Consider the following 17,321-nt stretch of genomic DNA (forward strand, 5'->3'; position numbering starts at 1 on the left):
AAAACTTCTTTTAAATTTCTCTAATTAAAGAGCTACCTTGCTCTAACGTGTCTAGCCACTGCCATTTTTCATGTCCGACGAGCTTACTTTCTTCTAAAGAAAATCTTGTACAACAACGACCCAGACGATTTTCTAGAGATTGATTTAAATGTTGATACGTAAATTCAATTTGAGTCTCGTCAATCCATTTTCCAATTAAAAAGCCTTTTAAAATTTCACCTCCACCATATTCGGCCCAAATCATGTTGCCTTGTTGGTGATAATGAAATTCTGTTTGGCTACTGACCTCACCATTTGCGGTGTTTTCAACAGCAATAAATTTTTTATTATCTAAATTCAACATTAAAGTCATTCCGCATCTGATGTATCTATATTTTAATTTAACTTTAGTCCGTACAATGCTAATAGATTAACTCTTCGTCCACGCACTCATATGTTGAGTAAATCCAATATGCGGATAATAATCCACTGCTTGTGGAGCTGATAAAAGCACGATTTTGGCTTGTGGATGTAACGCCTGTTTGGTGTGTTCAATTAACTGCAAGCCGATACCTTGTTTTTGATATTGTTCATCAACCGCTAAATCAGATAAATAACAGCAATAGGCAAAATCCGTCACGGAACGTGCCACACCTACTAATTGTTCACCATCCCAAGCGGTGACTAACAAATCCGCATGATGCAGCATCGCTGCGACACGTTTTTCATCCTCTAACGGACGGCGTGCCCCGAGCGTTGTTTTATTTAGTAATTCAATAAATTGTTTAACTGAAACTGGTTCATTCACTTTGTAGTCTATCATTTTGCAACCCTATGATATTTGATACTCAACTTGTTATAGCAATTTCGCCGCCGCTTTATCCAAATACCATTCCGTCACTCCATTTTTTGCTTTAATTTTTGCTGCGGGATAAGGCAGATTCTCTGCAGGAGTCGTTTGGATTTCTTTTAAAATATCCGCTTTGCTTTCGCCGGTGACCAAATAGGTAATGCGTTTCGCTTGTTCAATGAGTTTGGCTGTTTTAGAAATGCGAATTTGACCACTTTCAGGGTGTTTAGCAATGACAGCTGGGTTTTCATCATCAAAATTAGTTTGATGTGGGAAGAGAGAAGCGGTATGACCGTCAGTTCCCATACCTAAAATGATCCAATCAAAAACACCGTTTGGAATGACCACACTTAATTCTTCTTCGAAGCGTTTTAACTCAAAGTGCGGTTCATTTTCGCCACGAATTCGGTGGATATTTTCTGCGGGAATTTGAATATGATCGAATAAGAGTTTTTGCACTTCACCGTAGTTGCTTTCTGAATCTGTTGGTGGAACCATGCGATCATCACCCCACCAAAAATGCAGATTCTTCCAGTTGATTTGTTCGGTATAAGGCGCTTTGGCTAAAGTTTTGAATAACAGCTTAGGTGTTGAACCGCCAGAAAGAGAAATATGCACAGGGTGACTTAATTGACTATAAATCACAAATTCTTGGGCAATCTTTTCAACAGCGTGTTGAGCCGTTGGGAAGGTAATGGTGTTCATGTTTGTTTCTCTCTATTCGGTGATAAGCCTTCTTCTATTGAAGAAGGCGAGATATTAATGATTAAACCTTTTTCTTCATTTTACCGCTTGGTTTACGCCATACGCGACCACTTTTCGCAATGAGTTTTTCGGCTGCAACAGGTCCCCAAGTGCCCGCTTCATATTCGTAGATTCGACCACCCGATTCTTTGTAATCCAAAATCGGTTGCACAAATTTCCATGCAGCGTGCACCGCATCCGTACGCGCAAAGAGTGTGGCATCGCCTTTCATCGCATCAAGCAATAAGCGTTCATAAGCCGTGAGTACTTGCTCATCGGCCAAATCGGCATAACGGAAATCCATTGAGACTTCTTTCGCTTCAAAGCCCGCACCTGGCTTTTTCAAACCGAAGCGCATTGAAATGGCTTCATCAGGTTGAATACGGATGATCAATTTATTCTCAGGCGCATTTTGACTGAATACCGGATGTGGCGTAGTTTTGAAATGAATCACAATTTCTGTCACACGTGCCGGTAAGCGTTTACCTGTACGCACATAGAAAGGTACGCCAGCCCAACGCCAGTTTTCGATTTCGCAACGTAATGCCATAAAGGTTTCAGTGCGAGAGTTAGCCGGCACGCCTTTTTCTTGTAAATAACCTTTAACTTCTTTGCCATCAATTTCCGCAGCAGTATATTGACCAAGCACTAAGTTGTGCTCAACGTCATCTTGCGTTAATGGACGTAAAGAGTGCATGACTTTGGCCACTTCATCACGCATTGAGTTCGCATTGATGATTGCCGGTGGTTCCATGGCAACCATGGCGAGAACTTGTAATAAGTGGTTTTGGAACATATCACGCATTGCACCAGAGCCATCATAATAGCCACCACGTTCTTCTACGCCAATGGCTTCTGCCCCCGTAATTTCGACATAATCAATGTAATTACGGTTCCAAAGCGGTTCGAATAAGCCATTTGAGAAGCGTAAAACAAGTAGGTTTTGAACGGTTTCTTTACCTAGATAATGGTCGATACGATAGATTTGATGCTCTTCAAAGAAACGATGAATTTGGACGTCGAGTTCTTGTGCGGTTTTTTCATCGTAACCAAAAGGTTTTTCGACAATAATACGTTTCCAACCCTCGTCTTCTGTATTTAAACCATGAGCCGCAAGACATTCTGGAATCACACCATATAAGCTTGGTGGCGTGGACATATAGTAAAGGGTGTTGCCATTCGTTTGATATTTAGTATGTAATTCTTCTAAACGAGGGACTAATTTACCGTAATCGGCCGCATCTGATGTGTTTACCGCTTGGTAATAGAGATGACTACAAAAAGCGTCTAGCGTTTCTGGAGTGGTTTCTTCTGTTTCAAGTAACGCTTCGCGCATTTTTTCACGGAAAGTCTCATCGTTTAATTCTGAACGCGCGACACCTAATACAGAAAATTTGTTTAAACGACCAAATTTGAAGAGATTATAAAGTGCTGGAATGAGTTTACGGTGAGTTAAATCACCGGAAGCACCAAAAATCACGATACAGTTATTATTAGTTTGCATATTATTCCTTATTGTTCCGAGTAGTATTTTTAAATAATGCAATATATTACTGCACTTTACCAATCGAACCAATCAATTAAATTGAAAGACAGATGCCCAATTTTGTGTATTATCTGCCACCATCACAAAGGAGGGATTAATTAAACTTTCACGCTGATTATAGGTGAGCGGTTGATAGTGCGGATCGAAAATCATTCCATTGATTTCAGCTAATAAAATTTCAGCGCCTGCCGTATCCCATTCGCCAGTTTTACCGAGTCGAACATAGCAATCAACAGCTCCCTCAGCAACCAAACCGCTTTTCAAACTGCTCGAACCCACCACCGTAAATTCGCATGCCAAATTCTTTGCTAAAATTGACCGCACTTTTTCTTGTGAGGTAGTGGCGCCTACGGCGATTTTTAGCGGTTTTGTGAGATCGATTTTTTTGGGTTGTAAGATTTTTATTTCTTTGTTGCTTTGCTTGAATGCCCCAAAACCTTTCATTGCGTAATAGGTGATATTCAAAATAGGGAAGTGGATAACACCCAGTACAGGTTGATGGTTTTGTACGAGTGTAATCAATACGGAGAATTGATCTGTGCGATCAATAAATTGTTGCGTGCCATCAAGGGGATCGATTAGCCAATAAGTTTGCCAAGTTTGGCGTTGTTCAAAGGGAATATTGCAGTTTTCCTCTGAAAGAACAGGAATGTCAGGGAAAAGTGCGGTCAGTTTTTTGATTAAAAATTGGCTGACAAATAAATCTGCTTCCGTGACAGGGGTGTTATCCGATTTAGTTTGTATTTTTACATCCTGTTGGTAAAAATGAGCTAAATGTTTTCCCGCTTCATTAGCGAGTGCACGGACTTGATCGAGAAGAGATTGAGATAATTGCATGTTTATTTCCTACTTTGATTTCGGTAATAACAAGGAGAGGAAAATTGTTGTATAGATTGCCAGGATGACAGAACCCTCTAAGACAAATAATACACGGTCAGTCAGATATTGAGTATTTTGTGCGATGAGAAGGTTGCCGATACTCCAATAACAAAAAAGAATGATGAATGAAAAAATGAGAATTTTATTCCACTGATGACGTAGATAGCCGCGGTATTTAGCAAAGTAAGCATTGATTATTGCTGGCACGGTGAGAGGCCAAAATGTTAGAAAGAAACCAAATAATACGGCATCGAAGTTGCCTTCTTTGCAGTAGTCCATTCCGAAAGCGACATAAGCAATAATGCTACCGATTAGCTGTGTAACCAATGGGAAGATGATAATTGCTTTTAGATAAGGGGATTGCGTTGACACCTTAAGCTCCTAGAAAAATAGGCTATCCGAGGACAGCCTATTTAAATCCATTATTTCGATTTCTTCGCACGTAATACACGAGAAACGAAAATAAAGATACCAAAGATAAATACGGCAAGACCAAGTAATTCGCCAATATTATCCCAATTTTCTAATCCTAAGGCTAATGGATCTTCAGAACCACCTGAGGTGACAGATGCCGCAATAATGAAGGCTAAGATGACGCCCATCAAGCTTTCACCCACAATTAAACCCGCAGCGAAAAGTGTGCCGAAACGTTCTGCTTTTTTCTCCACTTCAGTATCGTTAGTGCGTTTTGCATAGTTTTTAATATGACGGGTGATAAACCATGCCATTACCGCACCGACCACAACCGGCATATTGATTGATGGTGGAAGGTAGATACCAATCCCAACCGCTAATACTGGTAAGGCAAAGCGGCTGTCACTGGTTTTACGCATGAATGCATCCACAATGATCAATACAATACCTAAACCAACACCAGTTAAAATGTAGGTCCATTCTAAATGGTCGGTGAAAATACCTTGTGAAATGGTGGTCATAAGGGTTGCTTGTGGTGCTGAAAGCGCTTGTGCTGGATCCATATCTGGACGTGGTAATGCGCCAGTGAAACCATAAGCGTGGTATAAAATTTCTAATACCGGTGCAATCACTAATGCACCAACGAAACAACCGATAATCAATGCAACCTGTTGTCTCCAAGGGGTCGCTTCAACTAGAAGACCGGTTTTTAAGTCTTGTAAGTTATCGTTTGAAATAGTCGCGGTGGTTAAAACGATAGATGCCGTGAATAAGGTCAATGCGGTTAAGAATTTTTGACCGTCCGCTGTTTCAAATAAACCACTGCTTTTACCAATAGTCACTAAAACAAGTGAAATCACGATAACAGAAATAATCCCGATACCAGAAATAGGGCTAGAAGATGAGCCCACAAGTCCAGCCATATAACCCGATGCTGCTGCAACGAAGAAACCAATTAACACCGCAAGTAGCGTACAAACCACCACTAATAATACGGCAAGCTCGGCAGAAATAGGCGCTGCGGCAACGAAGTGATATAAAGAAATCACGATTAACACGACTGTCGCCAATAAAATGTAAATGATGGTTTTTGGTGATAAGTCGATATCAATACGATGTTCTGATTCCTCTTGGGAACCTTTTAACATACGGAAAGAATGAATCATCCCTTCGATCATTGGTTTGAGAAGGATTAATAATGTCCAAATCGCTGCGATACCGATAGTCCCGACACCAATAAAGCGAACTTTGGTTTTCCATTCGGTCATCGCATAGCTCACGATTGACGCATCGGTTGGCATATCGCCTGTTGCAGTGAAATAAGGTACTGCGACACCCCAAGCAAGGAATGTGCCGAATAACATGGCCAGACCGCCCACGATACCAATTAAGTAACCCGCTCCCACTAAGGCAAGAGAGAAGCCCATTGGTAATTGGAAAATCGCTTTACCGTTAGAGAACCATGCGCTCGCGCTATCAGACATGACACGTAATGCATTGGTGAAGAATGCAACGGTTCCTGCAAAAATACCGCCGTAAGCAATATCTTTTACACCGCTGTCGCTTTCGCTATTGTTACCCGCTTTTAAGATTTCAGCCGCAGCCACACCTTCAGGGTAAGGTAAGTCGCTGTTTACCACCATTGCACGACGTAATGGAATGGTAAATAGTACGCCTAGAGTACCACCAGAGGCACAGATAAGCACCGTTTGCCAAAATGGGAATTCTTGCCAGTAGCCCATCATTAATAGGCCTGGAAGCACGAAAATAACAGAAGATAACGTCCCTGCTGATGAAGCTTGGGTTTGTACCATGTTATTTTCTAAGATACTGGAATCCTTGAAGAATTTTAAAATTGCCATTGAAATTACGGCAGCTGGAATGGAGGAGGCGAAAGTCATCCCCACTTTAAGACCTAAATAAACGTTAGATGCAGTGAAGATCACTGTAATTAACGCCCCAAGGAACATTCCTCGGAAGGTCAATTCTTTTAAATTATCATGAGACATAAATTTTCCTATTTATTTTTGAAAAATGACTATACATTCTCAAAAAAAGAATAATTATTCAAGTTTTATTTAAAGTTAATCGTTTGTGATTAGAATTTATCTAAATTTCTTCGATTTATTTACGTTTTTTTAAATAATCTCGTAAGATATAAAGTGCGGTTAAGTTTCTTGCCTCATTAAATTCATCACTCACCAACAGGGCATCAAGTTGAGATAAAGGGTAGCGTACGATTTCTAATGGTTCGGGCTCATCCCCTTCCAGTTGATTTGGGTATAGATCTTCACCTAGTAAAACGTGCATTTTATGACCCATGATTTGTGGATTGATCTTCATGGTGCGTAAAAACGTCCATTTTTTTGCGCCAAAAGCAATTTCTTCCTGCAATTCACGATTTGCACTTTGTTCGGGCGTTTCTCCTGTATCCATTCCACCTTTTACAAAACCTAGTTCATATTGTTCCGTTCCAACAGCATATTCGCGAACCAGGAGAAGATCCTCTCCATCAATTGCAATCACCATGACAGAATCGCGATTAAAAGGGCGGAAACGTTCGTAAGTGCGGTCAATGCCATTAGAGAATTTGAGATCGACGGCTTGAATTTCAAACAAGCGGGATTTTGCCACGGTAGAAAGGGAGAGAATGTGTGGAAGTTGTTTTTTCATAATATTAGCCCTATTATCTTGTTATTGGCTCATCATACGCAAAGTGAGAGAAATAGGAAGAGTTATGGCTGAAAATAATGAAGTACGATTAGATAAATGGCTTTGGGCGGCGCGTTTTTATAAAACCCGTAGCATTGCGAAAGCAATGATTGAAGGGGGTAAAGTCCATTACAACGGCCAACGTACAAAAGTGAGTAAAACCGTCGAAGTTGGTGCGATGATTAAACTTCGCCAAGGTAGCGACGAAAAAGAAATTGAAGTGATTGCTTTAAGTGATCAACGCCGTGGCGCCCCTGAGGCCCAATTACTTTACCAAGAAACGGCACAGAGTGTGAAAAAACGCGAAGAAATGGCATGGGCAAGAAAAAATAATGCACTGTCTATGCCACATCCTGATCGTCGTCCAAACAAAAAAGAACGTCGAGATTTATTGAAATTTAAACACCAAGATGAGTTCTAGAAAATAAAAGTGCGGTCAATTTGACCGCACTTTGTGTATTAATGGTTTTTGTGGCTTGTACTGTAGAGGATTTTGTCGGTATAAGCCATCGCAATCGCTGAAATCAAGAAAGCAAAATGAATAATCACTTCCCACATAATCGTTTTTTCAGGAATTTTTGAGGCATTCACAAAGGTTTGCAATAAGTGAATAGACGAAATGCTGATAATTGACATAGAAAGTTTAACTTTCAGCACGGTCGCATTCACATGGCTCATCCATTCAGGTTGATCAGGATGGTTTTTTGTACGAAGTTTTGAAACAAAAATCTCGTATCCGCCTAATGTCACCATCACCAATAAGTTTGCAATCATCACCACATCAATGAGATTGAGGACGGCGAGCATAATGGTGTCTGCATCCATTTCATTAACATTGGTGATGAGATACCACAAGTTTTTCATAAACTTGTAGGCATAGATACCTTGTACGACAATTAAACCTAAGTAAATAGGCACTTGTAGCCAACGACTCGCAAAAATTGTTTTGCTTAGAAAACTGGTTTATTCGTTATATTTTGCACATGGATCCGTGATTTCTTTTTGTTCTGTCGCCATAAAATTCCCCACAAATAAAAAATTTAAATAAAAAAGCGGCAAGAAAATAGCCGCTTTTAAAGAAAAATTCAACAGGGATGCTTTATTTTACCCCGTTCTCGGTAGTGATAAGGGATAGGCGCGTTAAGTCCACGTCATTATTGAGTAATTCAACGTTTGGCATGCTCTTGTTAGCTTTCGCTGACAAGTCTTTAAAGCGTTCCACTTTCCCCACTAAACCTTGTTGCCCCACAAGGGCGGTGACGGTGCTGTTGTATTGATTGCTCACAGTGGAAAGGGTATTCCCCAGTTTGTTTAAACGTTCTGCCACCAGGCAAATCTGGTTGTAAATTTCCCCCGCTTTTTCTGCGATTTCTTTCGCTTCGGCGTTGCCTCGTTCGATACGCCATAAATTCGCCACTGTGCGTAAAATTGGCATGAGGGTCGTGTGCGAAACCATAATCACATTTTTCTCGTAGCCATAATTAAATAGACTTGGATCTAATTTTAAGGCTTCAATATAAGCGGGTTCCACTGCAATGAACATCAAGACAAAATTAGGACTGCGCATGCCAATCAAATTGCTGTAATCCTTGCGGTGCAAGTCATCAATGTGATTTTTCAGGGCTTTAATATGCTCCCTTAGTAAACGCTCACGTTCGAATTCATCCTCAGAATTGACCGCACTTTCGTAAGCATTCAATGACATTTTGCTATCGATGATAATATTTTTCTCATCAGGTAAATTGAGCACAAAATCAGGATAGTTTCGACCGCCTTGTTCATCTTTAAAATGGGCCTGCGCACTGTAATGCACGTTTTCAATGAGTCCCGCAAGTTGAAGTGCGCGTTCAAGTTGCACTTCTCCCCAGTTGCCTAAGGTTTTCTTTTCCCCTTTTAGCGCAGAAGTTAAATTATTGGCCTCTTGCGACATATTTAAGCCAATTTCCAACACCTTTTTAATTTCCGCTTCTAAGCCCGCATTACCTTTCACCGATTCCGAATGGATTTCATTGACCCGTTTTTGAAAGCCTTCGATTTGTTCTCGGAAAGGCTTCAACAAGGTTTCCAATGCCGTTTGATTGGTTTGATTAAAGGATTGGCTTTTTTCTTCCAAAATGCGGTTGGCCAGATTTTGGAATTCTACGCCTAGTTGTTGTTTGGATTGTTCAATATGCTGTTGCTGTTCGGCAAAATGCTTTTCTTTTTCGGAAAGGGTGGTTTTCAACTCCGTTAATTCTTGTGAAAGTGCGGTCAATTTTTCCTGCGTTTTTTGCTGTTCTTGTTCTTTTCTAAGTACATTTTCTTGCGCTTGTTGTAATTGACCTTGTAAGCTTTCGGCTTGTGCTGACGCGATCCCAAAGCGTTCTTTTAATGCGGTGATTTGCCCGCCAATTTGATCGTGTCGGAGCTGTTCTTCATCCAATTCTTTTTCTAAATATTGGATTTTTTCATCGCGTTCATTAAGGCGAGTTTGCAAGCCTTCCGCATGAGTTTGCGCTTTAACGGCTTGTTGTTCTAATTGATTTTTGACCGAACTTAAGGAATCAAAACGCTCAGCCAATTGATTGTAATCGTCGATGGTTTTATTGAGATCTTGTTGTAATTCTTGCGTATCTCGTTTGCTGCGGCTTAATAGAAAAAGCATCACAATACTGATAAAAACCAGCACGGCAATGATAATTAAATATTGATTAGACGTGAGTTCTGACATAAATAGGCTCCTAGAAACGCAAAAATTTTAGCATATTCCCAGAAACTTTTTAAAAATTAAGATTGTTAATTAGATAAGAAAAGTGCGGTCAAAAATAACCGCACTTTTTAGGAAGATTAGTAGTTTGAGTTAATCAATACTTCTTCACCGTAGCCACCAAGGGTTGGCATTGGTTGATAAGTGGAGTTAGCAGCACGCATTAAACGAATACCACGGATACCAGCTTCTTTTGCTGCGAGGATATCGTCATCGCTGTCACCATAGTGAATACTCACTTTGTGCTCAATAATACCAGGTGTTTTGTTATATTTAGTTGGAAGTTTGCGACCGCCCATGAATTCTACAGGGTGCATGTCTTTAATATTAAAGGCTTTTTGTAGCACTGGTGTCACACCATCTTTATCACCCGCTGTACGACCGGTAATAAAATAAATTTGGTCACCACGTGCTTGGTGCATATTAATTAAATCCACCGCAATTTGTTTTGGAATGGAATATTGGTCACAACCTGCATTCACTTCATTCCAGAAATCTTGATTTTTTAAGTAATCATTTTTACCTGGAGAGTATTTTTCTTGGCCGTGATAGAAACAAGGGCTACTGAAAAGTACAGTATCGTCAATGTCGAAGCTCACATTAATGGGTGCTTTACCTTCCAATTCTTTTTTCAACTGCTCAACAGAGATCCAGTGAATCGGTTTTTGCTCTGTCATTTCACGAGCATTTGTACCTTGTTCAGTGTAAGGTTCTTTGTTTGATGCAAAAGTAGAGACTGCGCTTGCCGCTAAAATTGCAATGGCAGAAAGTTTAAGTAAATTTTTCATGATTTTCCTCATTGAGTAGTTTGTTTTGAACATAACAAATCATATTCCTTTGATATTTTGGAGTAAAATCTTGGCAAACGTTTGCTATTTTGATTTATGATCTTTGTCACATTTTTTTAAACTGATTGTCTAATAAAGCATCAAAGAAAAATTTCCCCTTGAATTTGGCGGAATCGATCGCATATAACGAATAACTTTTCTTAAAAGAAGGATAAAAAGAATGACAACAATTGTAAGCGTACGTCGTAATGGCCAAGTAGTTGTTGGGGGCGATGGACAGGTTTCACTAGGCAATACAGTGATGAAGGGGAATGCCCGCAAAGTACGCCGTTTATATAATGGCAAAGTTCTAGCCGGTTTCGCAGGCGGCACAGCAGATGCGTTCACTTTATTTGAATTATTTGAGCGTAAATTAGAAATGCATCAAGGGCATTTGTTAAAAGCCGCGGTGGAATTAGCCAAAGATTGGCGAACCGATCGTGCGTTACGCAAGTTAGAAGCGATGCTGATTGTGGCGGATGAAAAAGAAAGTTTAATCATTACCGGTATTGGTGATGTGGTGCAACCGGAAGCCGATCAGATTTTAGCGATTGGTTCAGGCGGTAATTATGCGTTGTCGGCCGCTCGTGCATTGGTGGAAAATACCGATTTATCAGCACGTGAAATTGTTGAGAAGTCTTTAAAAATTGCCGGTGATATCTGCGTGTTTACCAATACGAATTTCACTATCGAAGAATTACCGAATAAATAAGGAAAAATTATGTCTGAAATGACCCCTCGTGAAATTGTTTCCGAATTAGATCAACATATTATCGGCCAAAAAGAGGCGAAAAGAGCGGTTGCGATCGCATTACGTAACCGTTGGAGAAGAATGCAGTTGCAAGAGCCACTTCGCCATGAAGTGACCCCTAAAAATATTTTAATGATTGGTCCAACAGGTGTGGGGAAAACCGAGATTGCGCGTCGTCTTGCAAAATTAGCTAATGCACCATTCATTAAAGTGGAAGCGACCAAGTTCACCGAAGTGGGCTATGTGGGGAAAGAAGTGGACTCCATTATTCGTGATTTAACGGACAGTGCGATGAAATTGGTTCGCCAGCAAGAAATTGCGAAAAATCGTGCGAAAGCAGAAGATGCGGCTGAAGATCGTATTTTAGATGCATTACTACCACCACCAAAAAATCAATGGGGTGAAGTGGAAAACCACGATACCAACAGCAGTACTCGCCAAGCGTTCCGTAAAAAATTACGTGAAGGTCAATTAGACGATAAAGAAATTGAAATTGATGTGTCTGCGGGTGTTTCAATGGGGGTGGAAATCATGGCACCTCCTGGTATGGAAGAAATGACCAATCAGTTGCAATCCATGTTCCAAAGCCTGGGTTCGGATAAAACTAAAAAACGCAAAATGAAAATTAAGGATGCATTAAAAACCTTAATTGACGATGAAGCAGCCAAATTGATCAATCCAGAAGAATTGAAACAAAAAGCCATTGATGCAGTTGAGCAAAACGGTATTGTGTTTATTGATGAGATTGACAAGATCTGTAAAAAAGGCGAATACAGTGGTGCGGATGTTTCTCGTGAGGGTGTGCAACGTGACTTATTACCATTGGTGGAAGGTTCAACGGTTAATACCAAACATGGGATGGTGAAAACTGATCATATTCTCTTTATTGCATCGGGTGCATTCCAAGTGGCGCGTCCATCAGATTTAATCCCAGAGTTGCAAGGTCGTTTGCCGATTCGTGTTGAATTATCAGCATTAACGGCAGAAGATTTTGAGCGTATTCTAACTGAGCCAAATGCGTCTTTAACAGAGCAATATAAAGCCCTCATGGCAACAGAAGGCGTGAGTATTGAGTTTACACAAGATGCGATTAAGAAAATTGCTGAAGCAGCTTTCCGTGTGAATGAGAAAACAGAGAATATCGGAGCAAGACGTTTACATACCGTTATGGAACGTTTAATGGATAAAATTTCATTTGATGCGAGCGATATGAACGGACAAACCGTGAATATCGATGCGGCCTATGTGATTGAGGCATTAGGCGAAGTGATTGAAAATGAAGATTTAAGTCGATTCATTCTGTAATGAAAGTTTAGATAAAGAAAAAGTGCGGTTATTTTTAACCGCACTTTTTTTGTCTCTAGTTTTATCTCTAGATTAAGATTAGTGACCGCCGCAACCACAGCCGCCATGACCGTGTCCGTGATCATGATCGTGTTTATGACCACCGCCACAGCAACCGCCGTGCCCATGATCGTGATCATGGGCATGGTGGTGATGACCGTGACCACCACAACCGCAGCCGTGACCACCTTCATCATCGTGATGATGGTGATGATCATGTTCACCATGCACGTGACCGTGAGCAATTTCTTCTAATGTTGCTTCACGAGTACCAACAACTTCAACAGTGAAGTGTAATTCTTGACCCGCTAACATGTGGTTACCATCAACCACCACTTCATCGCCGTCCACTTCAGTGATCACAACAGGAACAGGGCCGATATCTGTATCTGCTAAGAAACGCATACCAACCACCACTTCATCAACGCCTTGGAATACATCTTTTGGTACACGTTGAACCATGTTTTCATTGTATTCGCCGTAGCCTTCTTCTGGTTGAACACGCACTTCAAATTTGTCGCCAACTTCTTTACCTTCTAAGGCATTTTCAAGACCAATGATTAAGTTATTGTGGCCTTGTAAATATTCTAATGGTTGATTTGCTGGTGCTTCATCAACTAATACACCGTCTTGAGTACGTACTTGGTAAGCGATACTCACAACCGTATTTTTTGCTACTTTCATATTGTTTTCCTTATTAAAAAAATCGTCGTTCATTGTATAGAAAATTATTCTTTAAGCAATGCAATTCGCGCATTCACACTGACTTTAATTTTCTCTTTGCCACTTTGAGTGTAAGTTTCATCTTTCCCACTCGAGTATAAACTTTTAGAGCTTAGTTCGGCTGCAGCATAAGGGCGGAAATCAGCGACTGAATCATTAACTGAGGAAATTTCAAGGTTCTGTATGCGATAACCTTTCACCTGCAAGGATTCTTGAATTAAGACTGCTTTATCTTTAAGTTTTGCTAAAGCTTCTTTGGTTAATTCATTTTCTAAACTACTTAATTTTTCACGAGAAACAGAGGCATTGACCTGAGCAATGGCCAATACGCCATCTAGTTCATTTACTAATGTTGATAATGCTTGAGAGTCTTTACTTTCTAAGGTTAATCCTGCATGCGCAATCCAACCTTGCTGTTTGCCTTTATTATCGTAACGAACCATGGTATTACGAGAATTATCAGTAATTTCGACCGAGCTCTGTGCTTTCGCTAATTCAATGGCTTTATTCATTTTTTCTGCCATGGTTTTATTGAGCGCGGATAAATCATTGCCTTCCGCTTGGTAAAAAAGGGAGACTTGCAATAAATCACGTTCTACTGCTTTTTCTGCTTCAACAGTAAAGGTTACATCAGCTGGATAATTTGGTACGGGTTCTTCTGCAAAAGAAGCGATAGGTAAGGCAAGTAATGCAAGAGAAAGTGCTTTGAGTTTCATTTTTTCATTCCTATTTGGGTAAGATAAAAATTAAGGGCGATTAACTCCCCCACATTATTAATGTAAACGTTCGTTGTCGTCTTCGACATCTTCATCGTCAAAAAATTCGCCGTCATCGCCGTATTCATCATCTTCCGCATTTGGATCTTCAAAATACGTGCCCCAGCCATCATAAATACCTTTGTATTTTTCGACTAATGGTAAAATTTCTTTTTGTTGTGCATCGATAATTTCAGGCTTTAATTCCACTTCACTGATGATGTCAAAACAGAAAATGACCTTGCCATTTTCATCTTCAAATTCTTCTGCTTCTGACACTTCATAGCCCGCTTTGAAAGCATCCACGGCAATTTTTTCTAAGGTATCAAAATCATAATGGGCGATGTGATGTTCGATAATATAAAGGGCATCTGGATCGCTGCCATCATTTAATAAGTCCGTAATAATTTCACGGGTTTCTTCTTGAAGTTCGTTAAAGTTCGTCATAAGGCATTCCTTTTGTCAGAAAAAGTGCGGTCATTGTAGGGGATAAAGATGAAAATGTCGCTAAAAATTTATTCTCATTTCAGTTTGCCTTGAAGGGGCGGAAAGGTTAAAATTCTGCGTGAATAAATTGTGCTTAACATGCCCAGCTGATCACGCTATTTATTGCAGCGAAAAAAGTTGGGCTTTCTTATTTTAGAACGAAAAAAATGGTCAAACATCTCCCTTATTTCACCTTAAAAACACCGCCAAAAACAACCGCACTTTTAAAGCAAGAGTTTGCCGATTTTATTGTTAAAGAAGATCTGGGCTATGAAATGTCAGGCGAAGGCGAATTTGTGGCGGTAAAAATCCGTAAAACGGATTGTAATACACTGTTTGTCGGTGAAAAACTTGCCAAGTTCGCAGGCATTTCTGAGCGAAATATGGGGTATGCCGGTTTGAAAGATCGTCATGGCATTACGGAACAATGGTTTTGTTTGCAAATGCCGGGGAAAGAAACACCTGATTTTAGCCAATTTCAATTAGAAGGCGTCGAGATTTTAGAAGTGACTCGCCACAATCGTAAAATTCGTACTGGTAGCCTTCAAGGAAATGCTTTTGAGATTTTATTGCGTGGCGCAAAAGAAAGTGATGAATTAAATGAACGCTTAAATTTTGTGGCGAAATATGGTTTCCCTAACTACTTTACCGAACAACGTTTTGGGCGTGATGGTCATAATCTGACTCAAGCGATTCGTTGGGCGAAAGGGGAGATTAAGGTCAAAGATCGTAAAAAACGCAGTTTTTACCTTTCAGCGGCTCGCAGTGAAATTTTTAATTTAGTTGTGGCAGAACGAATTGAACAAAATGTGGCAGATCAGGTTCTAAGAGACGATATTGTGCAATTAAACGGATCGCACAGTTGGTTTAAGGCCGATGAAAATGAAGATTTAGCGGTCTTACAGCAACGCTTGAACGAGCAAGATATTTTATTGACTGCGCCTTTAATTGGCGAAGAAAATTTATCTGCAAGTGCGATCGAAAATCAAGTGGTTTTAGAACACCAGGTTTTCCAAGAATTAATGAAACAAGAACGAATGAAAGCCGCTCGCCGCCCTTTATTAATGCAGGCAAAAGATTTCCATTGGTCGTTTGTTGAAGAAGGATTGAAGCTCTCATTTTATTTGCCTGCAGGGAGTTATGCCACTGCATTGGTGCGAGAGTTAGTGAATATTAAGGAAGAAGAATAATGCGAATTTTAGTCAGCAATGATGACGGTTTTCACGCCGAAGGGATTCAAGTTTTAGCAAAAGAATTACGAAAAATTGCCGATGTGGTGATCGTCGCGCCGGATCGGAATCGCAGCGCAGCATCAAGCTCATTAACGCTTGTTGAGCCTCTTCGCCCTCGTCATTTAGATTGCGGTGATTACTGCGTGAATGGCACCCCTGCAGATTGTGTGCATTTGGCCTTAAATGGTTTTTTATCTGGCCAAGTGGATCTTGTGGTATCAGGCATTAATGCGGGTTGTAATATGGGGGATGATACGATTTATTCCGGTACTTTGGCCGCTGCATTAGAAGGTCGCCATTTGGGATTGCCGGCCATTGCCGTCTCTTTAGATGGTCGTCTGCATTATGAAACAGCGGCTCGCGTGGTGTGTGATTTGATTCCCAAATTACATCCTCAATTATTGAATAAACGCGAAGTGATCAATATCAATGTACCAGATTTACCTTACGAAGAACTCAAAGGCATTAAGGTGTGTCATTTAGGCTATCGCACATCTGCAGCTGAAGTAATTAAACAAGAAGATCCTCGAGGCGAAAATATTTATTGGATTGGACCATCAGGCTTGCCAGAATATGATGGTGAAGGTACAGATTTCCATGCGGTAAAAAATGGTTATGTCGCCATTACGCCAATTCAAGCGGATCTTACGGCTCATCAGTCAATTGCTGCTTTACAAGCTTGGCTGGAAAGTGAATAATGTGCCGTTTTGAAACGAATTTTCTCCTGTTGAACCCATAAAGGATAAGTGAATGAATATTTTTGGTGCAATGTACGATAAAACGATGCAATGGTCAAAACATCGCTTTGCCGTGTTTTGGTTATCCTTTGTGAGTTTTATTGAGGCCATTTTCTTTCCAATTCCACCCGATGTGATGTTGATTCCAATGTCAATGTCAAAGCCGAAAAGTGCGTTTCGTTTTGCGCTTTATACGGCGGTCGCTTCTGTAGTGGGGGGGATGATTGGTTATGCTATCGGCTATTATGCCTTTGATTGGGTTCAAGGTTATATTCAACAATGGGGTTACCAAGCCGCTTGGGAACAAGCTATGGCGTGGTTTAAAGAATGGGGCGTTTTAGTGGTCTTTGTCGCTGGTTTTAGCCCAATTCCTTATAAAGTTTTCACCATTTGCGCCGGTGTAATGCAAATGGCGTTTATCCCCTTTGTGATTACCGCGTTTGTGTCGCGTTTTGCTCGTTTTATTTTAGTGGCGAAACTCGCCGCATGGGGCGGAGAAAAATTCGCCGCGAAATTACGTAAATCCATTGAAGTCATTGGTTGGAGTGTCGTTGCTTTAGCTGTGATTATTTATATTATTTTAAAATAACAGGATG

19 protein-coding genes and 1 pseudogene are annotated in these 17,321 nt (G+C 40.5%); 6 read left to right on the top strand and 14 right to left on the bottom strand.

Annotated elements, in window-relative coordinates; translation table 11 throughout:
• Positions 1-10 precede the first annotated feature (10 nt).
• From A9500_RS04590 to nudE, 8 genes are all read right to left on the bottom strand, one after another.
• Positions 11-343 carry a n-acetylglutamate synthase gene (locus tag A9500_RS04590; protein WP_065244071.1) on the bottom strand — a complete coding sequence of 111 codons (333 nt, stop codon included), beginning with the start codon at positions 341-343 and terminating at the stop codon, positions 11-13.
• A gap of 66 nt (positions 344-409) precedes the next feature.
• On the bottom strand, positions 410-802 hold the full coding sequence (locus A9500_RS04595) for a GNAT family N-acetyltransferase (RefSeq protein WP_049364701.1): 393 nt from the start codon (positions 800-802) through the stop codon (positions 410-412).
• Between the two features lie 33 nt (positions 803-835).
• Positions 836-1,534 (bottom strand): 6-phosphogluconolactonase, encoded by a 699-nt coding sequence (gene pgl, locus A9500_RS04600; RefSeq protein WP_049364702.1) that lies wholly within the window; start codon positions 1,532-1,534, stop codon positions 836-838.
• A gap of 61 nt (positions 1,535-1,595) precedes the next feature.
• Entirely contained in the window at positions 1,596-3,077 is a 1,482-nt protein-coding gene (gene zwf, locus A9500_RS04605; RefSeq protein WP_049364703.1) for a glucose-6-phosphate dehydrogenase, read from the bottom strand.
• Between the two features lie 72 nt (positions 3,078-3,149).
• Positions 3,150-3,956: a 3'(2'),5'-bisphosphate nucleotidase CysQ gene (cysQ, locus tag A9500_RS04610; RefSeq protein ID WP_049364704.1), complete on the bottom strand. Its 807-nt coding sequence runs from the start codon at positions 3,954-3,956 to the stop codon at positions 3,150-3,152.
• 9 nt (positions 3,957-3,965) lie between these two features.
• Positions 3,966-4,370: a hypothetical protein gene (locus A9500_RS04615; RefSeq protein ID WP_049364705.1), complete on the bottom strand. Its 405-nt coding sequence runs from the start codon at positions 4,368-4,370 to the stop codon at positions 3,966-3,968.
• 50 nt (positions 4,371-4,420) lie between these two features.
• The gene (locus A9500_RS04620) at positions 4,421-6,421 is read right to left on the bottom strand and encodes an OPT family oligopeptide transporter (protein WP_080970223.1); all 2,001 of its coding nucleotides are present in this window, start codon (positions 6,419-6,421) and stop codon (positions 4,421-4,423) included.
• 115 nt (positions 6,422-6,536) lie between these two features.
• Positions 6,537-7,085 carry an ADP compounds hydrolase NudE gene (gene nudE / locus A9500_RS04625; protein ID WP_049364706.1) on the bottom strand — a complete coding sequence of 183 codons (549 nt, stop codon included), beginning with the start codon at positions 7,083-7,085 and terminating at the stop codon, positions 6,537-6,539.
• A 64-nt stretch (positions 7,086-7,149) separates the two neighbouring features.
• On the opposite strand from nudE, the gene hslR reads away from it, so the two are divergent.
• Entirely contained in the window at positions 7,150-7,545 is a 396-nt protein-coding gene (gene hslR, locus A9500_RS04630; protein WP_049364707.1) for a ribosome-associated heat shock protein Hsp15, read from the top strand.
• Positions 7,546-7,583: 38 nt separating this feature from the next.
• Here hslR and A9500_RS04635 read toward each other — a convergent pair.
• From A9500_RS04635 to aphA, 3 genes and pseudogenes are all read right to left on the bottom strand, one after another.
• Positions 7,584-8,141 (bottom strand): annotated as a pseudogene (locus A9500_RS04635) (TIGR00645 family protein).
• Positions 8,142-8,223: 82 nt separating this feature from the next.
• Entirely contained in the window at positions 8,224-9,834 is a 1,611-nt protein-coding gene (gene rmuC, locus A9500_RS04640) for a DNA recombination protein RmuC (RefSeq protein WP_065244072.1), read from the bottom strand.
• Positions 9,835-9,950: 116 nt separating this feature from the next.
• The gene (aphA, locus tag A9500_RS04645; RefSeq protein ID WP_014064597.1) at positions 9,951-10,658 is read right to left on the bottom strand and encodes an acid phosphatase AphA; all 708 of its coding nucleotides are present in this window, start codon (positions 10,656-10,658) and stop codon (positions 9,951-9,953) included.
• A gap of 220 nt (positions 10,659-10,878) precedes the next feature.
• On the opposite strand from aphA, the gene hslV reads away from it, so the two are divergent.
• Together hslV and hslU are read left to right on the top strand one after the other, a co-directional pair.
• On the top strand, positions 10,879-11,409 hold the full coding sequence (hslV, locus tag A9500_RS04650; protein ID WP_005695137.1) for an ATP-dependent protease subunit HslV: 531 nt from the start codon (positions 10,879-10,881) through the stop codon (positions 11,407-11,409).
• 9 nt (positions 11,410-11,418) lie between these two features.
• Entirely contained in the window at positions 11,419-12,753 is a 1,335-nt protein-coding gene (gene hslU / locus A9500_RS04655; RefSeq protein ID WP_049369891.1) for an HslU--HslV peptidase ATPase subunit, read from the top strand.
• A gap of 78 nt (positions 12,754-12,831) precedes the next feature.
• On the opposite strand, the gene slyD is transcribed toward hslU, so the two are convergent.
• Genes slyD through rraB form a run of 3 tightly spaced genes read right to left on the bottom strand, consistent with a single transcriptional unit; the run spans position 12,832 to position 14,717 of the window.
• Complete coding sequence (gene slyD / locus A9500_RS04660) at positions 12,832-13,476, bottom strand: peptidylprolyl isomerase (protein WP_065244073.1); 645 nt, start codon at positions 13,474-13,476, stop codon at positions 12,832-12,834.
• Positions 13,477-13,520: 44 nt separating this feature from the next.
• Positions 13,521-14,231, bottom strand: coding sequence for an SIMPL domain-containing protein (locus tag A9500_RS04665; RefSeq protein ID WP_065244074.1), 711 nt, complete (start codon positions 14,229-14,231; stop codon positions 13,521-13,523).
• 57 nt (positions 14,232-14,288) lie between these two features.
• The gene (rraB, locus tag A9500_RS04670) at positions 14,289-14,717 is read right to left on the bottom strand and encodes a ribonuclease E inhibitor RraB (protein ID WP_049363970.1); all 429 of its coding nucleotides are present in this window, start codon (positions 14,715-14,717) and stop codon (positions 14,289-14,291) included.
• 206 nt (positions 14,718-14,923) lie between these two features.
• On the opposite strand from rraB, the gene truD reads away from it, so the two are divergent.
• From truD to A9500_RS04685, 3 genes are read left to right on the top strand one after another with little or no spacing between them, the layout of a single operon-like run.
• Positions 14,924-15,946, top strand: coding sequence for a tRNA pseudouridine(13) synthase TruD (gene truD / locus A9500_RS04675; protein WP_065244075.1), 1,023 nt, complete (start codon positions 14,924-14,926; stop codon positions 15,944-15,946).
• A complete protein-coding gene (gene surE, locus A9500_RS04680) occupies positions 15,946-16,686 on the top strand; it encodes a 5'/3'-nucleotidase SurE (protein ID WP_065244076.1) in 741 nt (246 codons plus the stop codon). The genes truD and surE overlap by 1 nt, the downstream gene beginning before the upstream one ends.
• A 52-nt stretch (positions 16,687-16,738) precedes the next feature.
• On the top strand, positions 16,739-17,314 hold the full coding sequence (locus A9500_RS04685) for a YqaA family protein (RefSeq protein WP_014064605.1): 576 nt from the start codon (positions 16,739-16,741) through the stop codon (positions 17,312-17,314).
• Positions 17,315-17,321: the final 7 nt, after the last annotated feature.

Source organism: Haemophilus sp. CCUG 60358 (genome assembly GCF_001679485.1).
In the GTDB taxonomy this organism is placed as follows: Bacteria; Pseudomonadota; Gammaproteobacteria; order Enterobacterales; family Pasteurellaceae; genus Haemophilus_D.

Coding starts and splice junctions, on each gene's coding strand:
- A9500_RS04590 (WP_065244071.1), bottom strand. CDS start 343: ATGTTGAATTTAGATAATAAAAAATTTATTGCTGTTGAAAACACCGCA.
- A9500_RS04595 (WP_049364701.1), bottom strand. CDS start 802: ATGATAGACTACAAAGTGAATGAACCAGTTTCAGTTAAACAATTTATT.
- pgl (WP_049364702.1), bottom strand. CDS start 1,534: ATGAACACCATTACCTTCCCAACGGCTCAACACGCTGTTGAAAAGATT.
- zwf (WP_049364703.1), bottom strand. CDS start 3,077: ATGCAAACTAATAATAACTGTATCGTGATTTTTGGTGCTTCCGGTGAT.
- cysQ (WP_049364704.1), bottom strand. CDS start 3,956: ATGCAATTATCTCAATCTCTTCTCGATCAAGTCCGTGCACTCGCTAAT.
- A9500_RS04620 (WP_080970223.1), bottom strand. CDS start 6,421: ATGTCTCATGATAATTTAAAAGAATTGACCTTCCGAGGAATGTTCCTT.
- nudE (WP_049364706.1), bottom strand. CDS start 7,085: ATGAAAAAACAACTTCCACACATTCTCTCCCTTTCTACCGTGGCAAAA.
- hslR (WP_049364707.1), top strand. CDS start 7,150: ATGGCTGAAAATAATGAAGTACGATTAGATAAATGGCTTTGGGCGGCG.
- rmuC (WP_065244072.1), bottom strand. CDS start 9,834: ATGTCAGAACTCACGTCTAATCAATATTTAATTATCATTGCCGTGCTG.
- aphA (WP_014064597.1), bottom strand. CDS start 10,658: ATGAAAAATTTACTTAAACTTTCTGCCATTGCAATTTTAGCGGCAAGC.
- hslV (WP_005695137.1), top strand. CDS start 10,879: ATGACAACAATTGTAAGCGTACGTCGTAATGGCCAAGTAGTTGTTGGG.
- hslU (WP_049369891.1), top strand. CDS start 11,419: ATGTCTGAAATGACCCCTCGTGAAATTGTTTCCGAATTAGATCAACAT.
- slyD (WP_065244073.1), bottom strand. CDS start 13,476: ATGAAAGTAGCAAAAAATACGGTTGTGAGTATCGCTTACCAAGTACGT.
- A9500_RS04665 (WP_065244074.1), bottom strand. CDS start 14,231: ATGAAACTCAAAGCACTTTCTCTTGCATTACTTGCCTTACCTATCGCT.
- rraB (WP_049363970.1), bottom strand. CDS start 14,717: ATGACGAACTTTAACGAACTTCAAGAAGAAACCCGTGAAATTATTACG.
- truD (WP_065244075.1), top strand. CDS start 14,924: ATGGTCAAACATCTCCCTTATTTCACCTTAAAAACACCGCCAAAAACA.
- surE (WP_065244076.1), top strand. CDS start 15,946: ATGCGAATTTTAGTCAGCAATGATGACGGTTTTCACGCCGAAGGGATT.
- A9500_RS04685 (WP_014064605.1), top strand. CDS start 16,739: ATGAATATTTTTGGTGCAATGTACGATAAAACGATGCAATGGTCAAAA.